The organism is Tateyamaria sp. syn59, from assembly GCF_007995245.1.
Classification (GTDB): domain Bacteria; phylum Pseudomonadota; class Alphaproteobacteria; order Rhodobacterales; family Rhodobacteraceae; genus Tateyamaria.
This window is the reverse complement of sequence record NZ_VCBA01000008.1, coordinates 35,845-49,070: the sequence shown is the minus strand read 5'-3', so window position 1 is coordinate 49,070 and position 13,226 is coordinate 35,845. Positions and strand designations below refer to the sequence as shown.

Genomic DNA, 13,226 nt, shown 5'->3' with positions numbered 1-13,226 from the left:
GAGACTGCCTCAGTCTCCGGGTGGGGCGAAGCGGTTTTGCAACGTGAATGCGTCGGGCGTCGCACCGTTCTTGCGAAGGTTTTGTAGCCTGTTCCACCCGTCTTCCATTGCCACCCGTGTGCCGCGCTCCGCCCACCACATGACCATCGTCGCACCCTCCGACCGGTCGACCCAGTCGCGCAGGGTTTTCATGCCAGCCCGGTGCAACAGATCGCGGTAGGCAAAGCGGTGCACGGCCTGCGCATCCCGCCAGCCAGCCATGGTGAGGATGTGGAAATTGTCCTCCGTCCGCTCCGTTTGCAGCCCCAGCAGATCGTTCATGCCACCATAACTGCCATCCGGCATTCGGGCGCCGTGGTTGTGCCAGAACAAGCCGTCATCGGCCTTGGCCTTCGCAAAGACCTTGGGCAGCTCGCCAAAGAAAAATTGCGCGTTTGGGTGGCTGGCACTGAACGCACCAAGGGGGCGCACCACGTTCAGGTGCACCAGCATGTGTTTGCTCATCGTCTTCCCCTTCGTACCGCACGAAACCTACTGTCTTGCATCCGTCGGGCAAGTGTTCTTTCCAATGGCTGGAGCGCGCGGTAAAACGCGAACCACCACACCAAAAGGACCCGCAACGATGGCACCACCCAAACCCGTTGTTCTGTGCATCATGGATGGCTGGGGACTGCGCGCGGATGAGGCGGGAAATGCGCCCAAGCTGGCCCGGACGCCGACCATCGACCGGATCATGGAGACGTGCAGCCATGCCACCCTGATCACGCATGGTCCGGATGTGGGCCTGCCGCGTGGGCAGATGGGCAATTCTGAGGTGGGTCACACCAATATTGGTGCGGGTCGTGTGGTGGCGATGGACCTCGGCCAGATTGATCTGGCCATCGAGGATGGCAGTTTCTTTCGCAACCCGCGCCTGATGGACTGGATCAACGCGATCAAGGAGAAAGAGGGGCGCGCGCACCTGATGGGCGTGCTGTCCGACGGTGGTGTGCACGGGCACATCAACCACATGATCGCCGCAGCCAAGGCCTGCACCGATGCGGGCCTGCCCGTTGTCATCCATGCCATCACCGATGGGCGCGATGTGGCCCCCAAATCGGCGCTCACCTATCTGGAAGAGCTGAACGATGCGCTGCCTGCCGGGGCGCGTGTTGTGACCCTGACGGGGCGCTACTATGCCATGGACCGCGACAACCGCTGGGACCGGGTCGAGAGTGCCTTTGCCGCCATGGTGCGCGCCGATGGCCGCATTGTTGAGACGGCGCAAATGGCCATCGAGTCCGCCTATGACGATGACAAGACAGATGAATTCATTCCTGCCGCCGTCATGGACGGGTACAAGGGAGCCAAGGATGGCGATGGGCTGTTCTGCCTGAATTTCCGCGCCGATCGTGCGCGAGAAATCATGGCTGCGATGGGTGACCCGGGCTTTGACGCCTTTGCTCCCGAGGGCCGTCCGGACTGGGCGGGCATCATGGGCATGGCGGATTATTCCGAAGAGCACACGGCCTATATGAGCACGGTGTATCCCAAGCCGGAGATCGTGAACACGCTGGGCGCGTGGGTTGCCAAGGCGGGCCTGCGTCAGTTCCGGTTGGCGGAGACCGAGAAGTATCCGCATGTCACCTTTTTCCTGAACGGCGGGGAGGAGCAGCCGGAGGCTGGCGAGGACCGCGCGATGCCAAAATCGCCCGCCGTTGCCACCTATGATTTGCAGCCAGAGATGTCTTCGGTCGAGGTGACGGACAAGTTTATCGCTGCGATTGAAGAGGGGTATGACCTTATCGTCGTGAACTACGCGAACCCGGATATGGTCGGCCATACGGGTGATCTGGACGCGGCCATCGCGGCTTGCGAGGCGGTTGATACGGGGCTGGGTCGGGTGCTGCCGGTGCTTGAGGCCGCAGGGGGTGCGATGATCCTGACGGCGGATCATGGCAATTGCGAAACGATGATCGACCCGGAGACCGGCGCGCCGCACACGGCGCATACCACCAACTTGGTTCCTGTTGCACTGATCGGGGCCGAGGGGGCGATCAAAGATGGACGCCTTGCCGATCTTGCACCGACGATCCTGCAGTTGATGGGGCTGGAGCAGCCGGTTGAGATGACGGGGCGCAGTCTGATCGAATGAAATGGCTCGCCGCCTTATTGCTGTGCGCATCCGCCCTGACCGCTGTCGCGCAGGAAGACGCGGGGGCGCTGGCGCGTGAGGCGGGTGCACAGCTTGAGGCGGCCTCGGTCCGGTTGGCGGAGGCGGAGACGGCCCGCAACCGTGTGCGGGCGCTGACGGACACGGTTCATGCCTATGAAGCGGGCCTGTCGGCGATGCGTGCGGGCCTGCGCCGGGCGTCTATTCGCGAGGTGCAGTTGCGCCGTCAGTTGCAGGCCCGGGATGCCGAGATCGCCCAGCTTGTCGCGGTTTTGCAGACGCTCACGCCAGACGAGGCGCCCACGGCCTTTCTGCATCCGGATGGCCCGAATGGCACGGCGCGGGCGGGGATGCTGCTCGCGGAGTTGACCCCGGCCCTGAACCAGCGTGCGGCACAGCTGCGCCAGGATCTGAGCGACGTGGAAAGCCTGCGGCTTTTGCAAGAGCAGGCGGCAGCGCAATTACAGACCGGGTTGACCGAGGTACAGACGGCGCGGTCTGCTCTCAATCAGGCGATGGCGGAGCGGACCGACCTGCCGCAGCGCTTTACCGAAGACCCCGTGCGCACCGCGATCCTGATTGCCTCAGCCGAGACGCTGGATGCGTTTTCCAGCGGGCTTGCCAGCATTGCCGAAGGCGATGTCGGCTGGACGCCGCCGGAGATTGATGACCTGATCGGCGAATTTCCGATGCCTGCGCGGGGTGTGATCTTGCGCCGGGCGGGCGAATCTGATGCCGCTGGGATTGCCCGTCCGGGTGTCCTGCTCGCGACCCGTCCGAGCACCCTGGTCAGCTCGCCGACGGCGGCTACCCTACGCTATGTCGGGCCGCTTCTGGACTTTGGCGCAGTGACCATATTGGAGCCGCGCCCGGGCACGCTGATCATTCTGGCGGGGATGGCCGTGAGCTACGGCAAGACCGGTCAGATCATCGCCGCGAGCACGCCTTTGGGCCTGATGGGCGGTCTGCCTGCCCCAAACGCCGCATCAACAGGTGGTGAAGGGGGTAGCGCCGAGCGTTCGGAAACGCTCTATATAGAGGTAAGAGAGAATAATGTGCCAATGGACCCGCTTGAATGGTTCAGCACCGAACAGGATGGATAAGCTGTAATGAAGAAATTCGTGATGGCCGCATTGGGCGGTACGGTGGCAGGTGTCATTGCAACGACGCAGATTGCAGGACCGCTGCTGGCGCAGGAAAAGGCCGCAAATTCAAATGTGTACGAGCAGTTGGATCTGTTTGGTGACATCTTTGAACGCATTCGCGGTCAATATGTGGAACAGGTCGAACCCAGTGAGCTGATCGAGGCGGCGATTGATGGAATGCTGACCTCGCTCGACCCGCATTCGAGCTACCTGTCGCCCGATGATGCCGCGCAGATGCAGGTGCAGACACGTGGCGAGTTTGGCGGGCTGGGCATCGAAGTCACGCAGGAAGAAGGTTTTATCAAGGTTGTGTCGCCTATCGACTCGACCCCCGCCGCCGAGGCCGGGATCGAAGCGGGTGACTTCATCACCCATGTCGATGGCGAGTCAATGCTGGGCCTGACGCTGGACGAAGCGGTCGACAAGATGCGCGGCCCGGTGGGATCCGAGATCATAATCACCGTGGTGCGTGAGGGCGAGACCGAGCCCTTTGACGTCTCCATCATCCGCGACACGATTGAACTGCAGGCTGTGCGCAGCCGGACGCAGGGCGAGACGGTTGTGCTGCGCGTGACGACCTTCAACGACAAGACCACGCCGAACCTGATTTCCAAGCTGGAAGAAGAGGTCGAGGCGCTGGGCGGTATGAATTCCGTGAACGGCTTTGTTCTGGATTTACGTAACAATCCCGGGGGTTTGCTGACCCAGGCCATCCGCGTGTCGGATGCGTTTCTGGAAGAAGGCGAGATCGTTTCGACCCGTGGTCGTGACCCCGCCGATGGCGACCGGTTCAACGCGACGCCCGGCGATCTGGCACAGGGCAAACCGATTGTCGTGCTGATCAATGGTGGCTCTGCCTCGGCTTCTGAGATCGTGGCAGGCGCGCTGCAAGACCACCGTCGCGCGATCGTTGTGGGCACCAAGAGCTTTGGTAAGGGATCGGTTCAGACGGTCATGCCGCTGCGCGGGGATGGGGCGATGCGCCTGACCACGGCGCGGTATTACACGCCTTCGGGCCGGTCGATTCAGGCGTTGGGTGTGAGCCCGGACATCGTGGTTGAACAGCCCCGTCGTCGGCCCGTTGAGGACGAGGAAGACGATGCACCCGCAAGCGCAGTTGGGCCCCGGACCGAAGGGGAATTGCGCGGCAGCCTGAACAACGATTCGCTGAGCGAGGATCAGATCAAGCAGATCGAAGCGGACCGCGCCAAGGCGCAGGCGGCGGCGGATCTGCGGGAAGAGGATTATCAGTTGGCCTATGCCATCGACATCCTGAAAGGGTTGAATGCGCTGGGCCCCCAAGCACGTAACACGGCGAAGTTACGGTAGAACGAACAGAGCGCACGGTGGGGTTAACGCACCGTGCGCTTTTGTGGTTGGGGGCAAAGTGCACATTTTGCGTCTGAAACTGCGTGTTTTGAGCTAGAGGAAATGGGCTGTTTTTGCCGGGTTTTGGCGGAACTGCACATTTTTGGGATCAAACTGCGTGTTTTGAAAACGGCCAGAGGGCCGTTGTCCGGTAACGAACTGTTAAGAGACCGGGGGCCGTTAACGAAGGTTTCTTTTCGATTAAATCCGGGGGATGGCGGGGTGGAACCCCGCCCTACGGTGCGACTTCGAACGGGGTGAGTTTGGGCCAGTCGAATTCTACGCCGATGCCGGGGGTGTTGGGGGCGACGGCGAGGTGATCCTCGATCACCAAAGGGCGTTTCGTGTAGCGGTCGATGGGGAAGCTGTGGACTTCGAGCCAGCCGCCGTGGCGTTGGCTTGAGACGAGCGAGACGTGCAGTTCCTGCATGCCGTGGCTGCAAACCGGGACATTCGCCTCTTGCGCCATTTTTGCGACTTCGAGCCAGCCGGTGATGCCGAGGCAGTTCGAGGCGTCGGGCTGGATGAAATCGACATGGGGCAGGGCGCGGCGGAACTCGTGCAGTGTGTGCAGGTTTTCGCCCTGGGCGGTCTTGATACCGCTGGCTTCGCGGATGGTTGCGAAGTCTTCGAAGTGGTCCGGCTCGATAGGCTCTTCGAACCATTCGATGTCGAATGGTCTCATCGCTTTGGCCATGCTGATCGCTTGATCGGTGGTCATGGAATAGTTGGCGTCGACCATGAAGGTGATGTCGGGGCCTATGAGGTCGCGGACGGCCTTGATCCGGTCCACGTCTTCCGCTTCTGTCGGTTGGCCGATCTTGATTTTGACGGCGTTGTGGCTGCGGGCGAGGTAGGTGCGGATGCTGTCGAGCAGTTTCGGCAGATCGAAGCCGAGGTCGATGCCGCCGGCGTAGGCTTTGCACCGGTCTGATGCGCCGCCTGCGGCCTCGACCAGCGATTGGCCGGTGCCTTTGAGCCGCGCGTCCCACAGGGCGATATCGACGGCGGAGATGGCGAAGGACAGGATGCCGCCGCGCCCGACATAATGCAGGTGTTCGTCCATGGCGTGGGTGAGCTGTTCGACGTTGCCCGCGTCCTGTCCGATCAGGAACGGCGCGAGGTCGTGGGTGATCATCGCTGCCGTGGCATGCCCGCCGCGCCCGCCATTGTAGGTGTAGCCGGTGCCTGTGCGCCCGTCGTCCAGCGTAACCGTCGCCGTGATCAGGTGGAAATGGCTGTGATCGCCGTGCTTGGCATCGACGAGGATTTCGTCGAGCGGCACGGCGAAGAGGCGGGCCTGGACGTCGGTGATCCTAGCCATTGAGGTGCTTGGTTTCCGGCACCGGCGTGATCACGAGGCCGTTGTCGAGATGGCTGATCAGGTTGTCCACCACGAGCGTGCCCATGGCCGCGCGGGTTTCGTGTGTGGCGCTGCCCACGTGGGGCAGGAGGATGACGTTGGACATGGATTTGAGCGCGTCGGGGATTTTGGGTTCTTCCTCGAACACATCAAGTGCTGCGTAGCCGAGTTTGCCGGATTGGAGGGCGGCGACCATGGCCGCCTCGTCAATCACGGAGCCGCGCGAGACGTTGATCAGGGTGCCTTCGGGCCCAAGTGCCTCGATCACGTCGGCGTTGACGATGTGGTGGGTCGAGGGGCCGCCGGGGGTGATGCAGATGACTACTTCGACCGCCTTTGCCATGTCCACGAGGTTGGCGTGATAGGTGTAGGGCACGTCCTTTTCGCTGCGGGTGTGGTAGTGGACGTCGGCGTCGAAGGCCTTGAGCTTGTCTGCGATGGCCTGGCCGATGCGCCCGAGGCCGAGGATGCCGACGCGCCGGTTGTCGGCGCTGCGCGAGAGGGGCGCGTTGCCCTGTGTTTCCCAGTTGCCGGAGCGGGCGTGCGCCTCGTCCGACAGGAAATTGCGGAAGCTGGTGAGCATGAGCATGATCGCGGTGCTCGCCACTTCGGCGTTCAGGACGTCGGGCGTGTGGGTGACGACGATGCCGCGTGCGACGCAGGCGTCGGTGTCAATGGCGTCGTAGCCGACCCCGTAGCTCGCCGCCATTTGTGCGTTGGGGCAGTTGGCCAGGATGTCGGCAGGCACGCCGTCATGGCCGTTCGTCACGATATGGGTGATCGCATCGCCCGGGTAGTCATCGGTGGCCTGATGGATGGTGAAGCGTTGCTCCAGACGGATGCGCATGGCATCGGTGATGCCGCCGATTTGGAGAAGGTCAGGCATCTTGCTTCACCTCTTGTCTTTGGGTGCCGAGGCCGGCGATTTCGAGCTCCATGACGTCGCCCACCTTGAGGTAGGTCTTGGGGTTCATCCCGTCGCCCACGCCGGGGGGTGTGCCGGTGCTGATCACGTCGCCGGGGTGCAGGGTGAAGAGGTGCGATAGATGTTCGATGATCTCGGCCACCGAGAAAATCATGGTGGACGTGTTGCCGGTCTGCATCCGCTGACCGTTGACCGAGAGCGACATGTCGAGTGTTTGGGGATCTTCGATTTCGTCACGGGTGACGAGATACGGTCCCGTAGGTCCGTAGGTGTCGCAGGATTTGCCCTTGGTCCATTGGCCGGTGAGGTTCTGCTGGAATTCGCGTTCGGAGACGTCGTTCACGATGCAGTAACCCGCGACATAGTCGAGCGCGTCGGCTTTGGAGACGTATTTGCAGGTCTTGCCGATGACCGCGCCCAGTTCGACTTCCCAGTCGGTGCGTTGTGAGCCGCGTGGCATGACCACGTCGTCATTGGGGCCGACGATGGCGGAGTTTGCCTTGAAGAACAGGATGGGGTGTTCGGGGATCGGCAGGCCCTGTTCGGCGGCGTGGTCGGAGTAGTTGAGGCCGATGCAGAGGAATTTGCCGATGTTGCCGACGCAGGGGCCGATGCGGGGGGAGCCATCGACGGCGGGTAGGGTGGCGGGGTCGATGGCGCGCAGCTTGTCGAGCGTGGCGTCGTCGAGGGTGGCGCCATGGATGTCGTCGATGTGGCCACTGAGGTCGCGGAGCGTGTCGCCGTCCATGAGGCCGGGTTTTTCGTGACCTGCGTCACCGTATCTTACGAGTTTCATGTCTGGCCTCTTAGTGGTTGTCGCGCGGCATGTGGCGGCGCGAGATGTCTTGGTATTTGGTGGCGCCGCGTAGGGTCATGCCCTCGTCAAAGCGGCCGACATAGTCGCGGAAAATCTCCTGCCATGGGCTTTGGCTTTCGGGGACTTTGTAGCCGCCTGCGGCCATGATGGCTTCGGCGCGGGCTTGGAGGGTGGCATCGTCCACCAGCATGTCGGCGGTGCATTTTTTCAGGTCGATGCGGACCCGGTCGCCGTTTTCGAGCAGCGCAAGGCCGCCGCCATCTGCCGCCTCGGGCGAGGCATTGAGGATTGAGGGGCTGCCGGAGGTTCCGGATTGGCGACCGTCGCCGACGCAGGGCAGCGCCTGGATGCCCTTTTTGAGCAGGTAGGAGGGCGCGCGCATGTTCACGACTTCGGCGCCGCCGGGGTAGCCCTTGGGGCCTGCGCCGCGCATAAAGAGGATGCAGTTTTCGTCGATCCCTTCGGCTTCGTCGTCGATGCGGTGGTGGAAGTCTTCGGGGCCGTCGAAGACGACTGCGCGGCCTTCGAAGGCTTCGGGGTCGTTGGGGTTCGACAGGTAGCGGGTGCGGAATTCTTCGGAGATTACAGAGGTTTTCATGATCGCGCTGTCGAAGAGGTTGCCCTTGAGGTTGATGAACCCGGCTTCGGCCTTGAGGGGCGCGGAAACGGGTTTGATCACCTCGGTGTTTTCGCTGCGCACGCCCTCGCAGTTTTCGCGCATTGTTTTGCCGTTGGCGGTGATGACATCGGGGTGCGGCAGGAGGTCGGCGGCGATGAGCTCGCCGATGACCGCCGGGACGCCGCCCGCGTGCTGGTAGTCTTCGCCGAGGTATTCGCCTGCGGGTTGGAGGTTCACCAGAAGCGGAATGTGGTGGCCATGTTGCTGCCAGTCGTCGTTGGTCAGCGGTACGTCGAGATGTTTTGCGATGCCATTGAGGTGGATGGGCGCGTTGGTGGAGCCGCCGATGGCGGAGTTGATGACGATTGTGTTTTCGAACGCCTCGCGCGTCATGATGTCGGAGGGGCGGAGGTCTTCCCACACCATGTCCACGATGCGTTTGCCGGTCTCGTAGCTGATCTGGCTGCGTTCGCGGTAGGGGGCGGGGATGGCTGCCGAGCCGGGGAGTTGCATGCCGAGGGCTTCGGCCAGCGAGTTCATCGTGGTGGCCGTGCCCATGGTGTTGCAATAGCCGACCGAAGGGGCGGAGGAGGCGACGAGTTCCATGAACCCCTCGCCGTCGATCTCGCCCCGCGCCATCATCTCGCGCGCTTGCCAGACGATGGAGCCGGAGCCGGTGCGTTCGCCCCGGAACCAGCCGTTGAGCATGGGGCCGACGGACAGCGCGACGGCGGGGATGTTGACGGTGGCGGCGGCCATGAGCAGCGCCGGCGTGGTCTTGTCACAGCCGATGGTCAATACGACGCCGTCCAGTGGGTAGCCGTAGAGCGTTTCGACCAGTGACAGGTAGGCGAGGTTGCGGTCGAGCATGGCCGTGGGGCGCTTGCCGGTTTCTTGAATCGGATGGACCGGGATTTCGATGCATGTGCCGCCTGCGGCGACGATGCCGTCGCGGACACGTTTCGCCAACTCAATGTGGTGGCGGTTGCAGGGCGAGAGATCACTGCCCGTCTGCGCGATGCCGATGATCGGCTTGCCGGATTGCAGTTCCTCGCGCGTGAGCCCGTAGTTCAGGTAGCGTTCGAGGTAGAGCGCGGTCATTTCCGGGTTGTCCGGGTTCATGAACCATTTGCGGGAACGCAGGTCTTCTATACCGATTTTCTTCTTGGTCATTGTCCTGACCAGCCTCCATCAATGATGTGGGTATGTCCTGTGGTGAATGCGCTTTCGTCGCTGGCGAGGTAGACGACGAGCGCAGCGATTTCTTCGGCCTTGGCCACGCGGCCCATGGGTTGGCGGGCGACGAATTGTTCCATGGCCTTGTCGTAGCTGCCAAGCTCTTCGCCCAGGGCCTTGACCCGGTCGTGCCAACTGGGGCTTTCGACCGTGCCGGGGCAGATGCAGTTACAGCGGATGCCCTTGGTGATGTAGTCGACCGCGACGGATTTGGTGAGGCCGACAACGGCGGCCTTGGTCGTGCCGTAGATGAAGCGGTTGGGCGCGCCAATGATGGAGCCTAGGGCCGATGACATGTTAATGATCGACCCGCCCCCGCGTTCCAACATCCCCGGCAGGGCGGCCCGGATGGTGCGGTACATGGACCGGACGTTGAGGTCGAAGGCGAAGTCCCACTCATCGTCCGTACTGTCAAGTATGGTGCCGTGGTGCACGAAGCCCGCGCAGTTAAACAGGATGTCAGGTTTCGCGCGCGAAACACCCTCGGCGATGCTGTCTGGATCGCGTGCGTCGAGCGGGAAGGTTTCGATATTTGCGTGCTCAAGCGTGCCGAGGGCGTCGGCGTTCACGTCAGTGGCAAAGACCTTTGCCCCTTCCTCTGCCATAGCAAGTGCGCTGGCGCGGCCGATGCCCTGGCCTGCAGCCGTCACAAGCGCGCGCTTTCCGTCAAGACGGCCCATGTACTCCCCCCGTATCGGATCAGGTGTTGCGCAGACGGCGGGTCTGCGTTTTGCTGTTAGCGTAGGACAAGCCGCGGGTGTTGACCAGACGTCACGGCAATTTCGGAGGAGTGTCGATGGCGTTCGAGAATGTGGCCCTGTTGGGCACGGGGTTGATGGGCTTTCCCATGGCGCGGAATCTTGCCCGTGCGGGTGTGCCGGTGACGGTGTGGAACCGGACTGTTGCGAAGGCGGAGCCGTTGGCCGATGAAGGCGCTGCCGTTGCGGCCAGCACGTCGGCGGCGGTAACCGGGGCCGATGTGATCATCACGATGATGAGTGATGGGCCGACGGTGTTGGCGGTGATTAGTGAGGTGTCGCGGGCGTTGTCCAAGGGGGCGTTGTGGATTGACATGTCCTCGACCAAGCCCGGCGAGGCGCGGGAGGCGCGCGCTGCGCTTGAGAGTTTGGGCGTTGGGTTTCTAGATGCGCCGGTGTCGGGTGGCACCAAGGGGGCCGAAGGCGCGTCGCTTGCAATCATGGCGGGAGGGGATGCTTCGGATTTTGATCGGGCGCGTCCGGTGCTGGAGGTGATGGGGCGGCCTGTGCATGTGGGGCCGACCGGGTCGGGGCAGCTGTCCAAGCTGTGCAATCAGGCGATTGTGGCGGTGACGATTGGTGCTGTGGCCGAGGCGATGCTGCTCGCCGAGGAGGGCGGCGCTGATCCGGCGGCTTTGCGGGCAGCACTCAAGGGTGGCTTTGCCGACAGTACCATTTTGCAGCAGCATGGAGAGCGGATGACGACCGGGAATTTTGAGCCCGGTGGCTTGTCGAAGTTCCAGTTGAAGGATTTGGACAACGTGCTGCACGAGGCCGCGGCCGCCGGTGTGACGCTGCCCATGGTGAGGGACGTGCGGGATCGCTTTGCCCATTTCGTTGAGCATATGGAAGGGGCCGATCGGGATCATTCCGGCCTATATCTGGAGCTGAAGGCACGGCAGGAGGGCGGCGCATGAAACGCATCCTGATCCTTGGCGGCGGTGGCATGGTGGGGCAGAAGCTGGCCCGCCGGTTGGAGATGCACGGCCTGTCCGGTTTTGGTGATTTTCGCGTGACGCTGCATGATCTGGGCTACGCGCCGGATGCTGCGGGCGATGACAAGCGTGTGGGCGACCTGTCGGTGCTGGCCGAGGGCGCGGCGCTGGCCGCGGAGCGCTTTGATGTGGTTTTTTTTCTTGCCTCGATTGTGTCGGGGGAGGCGGAGACGAACTTTGATCTGGGCTGGCAGACGAATTTGACGCCGTTGTGGGCGTTTTTGGAGGCTTTGCGCGCGCAGCATCGGGCGAGCGGTGGGGAATATGTGCCAAGGGTGGTGTTCACCTCATCCATTGCTGTCTTCGGTGGTCCTTATCCCGAGAAGATCGGGGATGAGTTCCTGACCTCGCCCCAGACCAGCTATGGCGCGCAGAAGGCGGCGTGCGAGTTGATGATCCAGGACTATTCGCGGAAGGGGTTCATCGACGGGATGTCGCTGCGCCTGCCGACGATCTGCGTGCGGCCGGGGAAGGCGAATTTGGCGGCGTCTTCGTTCTTTTCCGGCATTATTCGGGAGCCTTTGAACGGGATGGAAGCGGTGTTGCCGGTTGAGGATAGCGTGCGGCACTGGCATGCCTCGCCCCGGTCGGCTGCAGGGTTTTTGGCCCATGCGGCCACGCTGGACACCGAGCGGCTGGAGGGGCGACGGGCGCTGAACTTGCCGGGGTTGAGTTGTACGGTGGCGGAGCAGATTGAGGCGTTGCGGGACGTGGCGGGCAACAACGTGGTTGCTCTGATCAAGCCGCAGCGAGACGAGGCGGTGGCCAAGATCGTGTCGGGCTGGCCGCGGAACTTTGCGTCGGAGCGGGCATTGGCGTTGGGCTTCGAAGCGGAGGAGAGCTTTCGCGAGATCATCGACGTTTATGTCGAGGAGGAGTTGCAGGGCCGGTAGGCTTCGGCGTCGATTTACAGGCCATGCTTTGAACACATTGGTCTCGGATACTTGCAGCGTGTTTCGGAAGGGCGCGCGCCGATGAAGGCTGTCAAATCTGCGGCGTTTGGTGTGTTGGCTGTCTTGGCCGCCTTGCTGCTCTATGTGGTGGTGGCAGGCGGATACATCCTGGCATACTCCGCCGTTTGGTCTGATCGTGGAGAAGCGGCAAGCCAGGCCGCCAAGCGTGAACTGTACGCCGATCCGGGTGCAGTTCAGTTGTATGTCGACAACCGTCAGCAGTGTCGCGGTGCAGAGCGTGAGTATTACTGGATCTGCGGAGTGGTGATCGCGCAGCCGGTGACGGGGCGCTATGGCCAATGTTCTTCGTCAGAGCATCCTATTTATTCTGGGACGCTTGGGCGAGACGTATTGGGCCATCCAATGGACCCTGACACTTTTTCGCAAGGGCTCGAGGTCTCGGGACACGGTATTATGCCAAGCAATGCCGTTTGGTTTGACGATGAACCAGCAGATCGTACTACGCCTTTGCCACTTTTCCCTACTACCTTCGACACGACGCAAACGGGTCGGCAGGTGGTCTGGGCGCGCCAAGGGGATTTGACTGCATTGCTCATCAAGGGCGGGCGGTTCTCAGGATCGCCGGAGCGATCATTTGAGCGGGAGACGCTGGAAGAAATGAACGCGTCGATGCCCAGGGTAATTTTTCGCCACCCTGTCTATCCGATCCTTGTCGACACATACGCGTCAGAACCAGATGCGCGCGATTGGCCCTTGGTCGCGGCGGCGGTCGAGGCTGATTTGGAAGCCTCTGTGCAGTCTTTTGATCCTGGCGCACATTGTGGCGCACCACCTGACACTGTTCAGTTTCGCTTCAACGTGGCGTCTTCTGACAGTCGCATCCGGATCATTCGGGATTGGCAGCGCATCCGGCAAGCGACACCAGACAATTAAG

The 13,226-nt window shown here is 62.4% G+C and carries 12 protein-coding genes; 6 read left to right on the top strand and 6 right to left on the bottom strand.

What is annotated here, in order from left to right; translation table 11 throughout:
* Positions 1–9: 9 nt before the first annotated feature.
* Positions 10–504 carry a DUF3291 domain-containing protein gene (locus FD715_RS15580; protein ID WP_147111727.1) on the bottom strand — a complete coding sequence of 165 codons (495 nt, stop codon included), beginning with the start codon at positions 502–504 and terminating at the stop codon, positions 10–12.
* A 118-nt stretch (positions 505–622) separates the two neighbouring features.
* Here FD715_RS15580 and gpmI point away from each other — a divergent pair, with 118 nt between their 5' ends.
* From gpmI to FD715_RS15565, 3 genes are read left to right on the top strand one after another with little or no spacing between them, the layout of a single operon-like run.
* Entirely contained in the window at positions 623–2,134 is a 1,512-nt protein-coding gene (gpmI, locus tag FD715_RS15575) for a 2,3-bisphosphoglycerate-independent phosphoglycerate mutase (RefSeq protein ID WP_147111724.1), read from the top strand.
* Positions 2,131–3,255 (top strand): murein hydrolase activator EnvC, encoded by a 1,125-nt coding sequence (locus FD715_RS15570; RefSeq protein ID WP_147111720.1) that lies wholly within the window; start codon positions 2,131–2,133, stop codon positions 3,253–3,255. The genes gpmI and FD715_RS15570 overlap by 4 nt, the downstream gene beginning before the upstream one ends.
* A 6-nt stretch (positions 3,256–3,261) precedes the next feature.
* Positions 3,262–4,626 carry a S41 family peptidase gene (locus FD715_RS15565; RefSeq protein WP_147111717.1) on the top strand — a complete coding sequence of 455 codons (1,365 nt, stop codon included), beginning with the start codon at positions 3,262–3,264 and terminating at the stop codon, positions 4,624–4,626.
* Positions 4,627–4,900: 274 nt separating this feature from the next.
* Here FD715_RS15565 and FD715_RS15560 read toward each other — a convergent pair whose 3' ends face one another.
* The 5 genes from FD715_RS15560 to FD715_RS15540 are packed head-to-tail and all read right to left on the bottom strand — an operon-like array spanning position 4,901 to position 10,305.
* The gene (locus tag FD715_RS15560; protein ID WP_147111713.1) at positions 4,901–5,989 is read right to left on the bottom strand and encodes a mandelate racemase/muconate lactonizing enzyme family protein; all 1,089 of its coding nucleotides are present in this window, start codon (positions 5,987–5,989) and stop codon (positions 4,901–4,903) included.
* Entirely contained in the window at positions 5,982–6,914 is a 933-nt protein-coding gene (locus FD715_RS15555) for a 2-hydroxyacid dehydrogenase (RefSeq protein ID WP_147111710.1), read from the bottom strand. Before FD715_RS15555 ends, FD715_RS15560 begins: the two co-directional genes overlap by 8 nt.
* Positions 6,907–7,749: a fumarylacetoacetate hydrolase family protein gene (locus tag FD715_RS15550; RefSeq protein WP_147111707.1), complete on the bottom strand. Its 843-nt coding sequence runs from the start codon at positions 7,747–7,749 to the stop codon at positions 6,907–6,909. Before FD715_RS15550 ends, FD715_RS15555 begins: the two co-directional genes overlap by 8 nt.
* A 10-nt stretch (positions 7,750–7,759) precedes the next feature.
* Entirely contained in the window at positions 7,760–9,562 is a 1,803-nt protein-coding gene (locus FD715_RS15545; protein WP_147111704.1) for an IlvD/Edd family dehydratase, read from the bottom strand.
* Positions 9,559–10,305 (bottom strand): SDR family oxidoreductase, encoded by a 747-nt coding sequence (locus tag FD715_RS15540; protein ID WP_147111701.1) that lies wholly within the window; start codon positions 10,303–10,305, stop codon positions 9,559–9,561. The genes FD715_RS15545 and FD715_RS15540 overlap by 4 nt, the downstream gene beginning before the upstream one ends.
* Positions 10,306–10,421: 116 nt before the next feature.
* Between FD715_RS15540 and FD715_RS15535 the strand changes: the two genes are divergently transcribed.
* The 3 genes from FD715_RS15535 to FD715_RS15525 all read left to right on the top strand — a co-directional run bounded on the left by FD715_RS15535 (position 10,422) and on the right by FD715_RS15525 (position 13,225).
* A complete protein-coding gene (locus FD715_RS15535) occupies positions 10,422–11,300 on the top strand; it encodes an NAD(P)-dependent oxidoreductase (protein WP_147111698.1) in 879 nt (292 codons plus the stop codon).
* Positions 11,297–12,271: a D-erythronate dehydrogenase gene (gene denD, locus FD715_RS15530; protein WP_147111696.1), complete on the top strand. Its 975-nt coding sequence runs from the start codon at positions 11,297–11,299 to the stop codon at positions 12,269–12,271. Before FD715_RS15535 ends, denD begins: the two co-directional genes overlap by 4 nt.
* An 81-nt stretch (positions 12,272–12,352) precedes the next feature.
* Complete coding sequence (locus FD715_RS15525; RefSeq protein WP_147111693.1) at positions 12,353–13,225, top strand: hypothetical protein; 873 nt, start codon at positions 12,353–12,355, stop codon at positions 13,223–13,225.
* The last annotated feature ends 1 nt before the right edge of the window (position 13,226 follow it).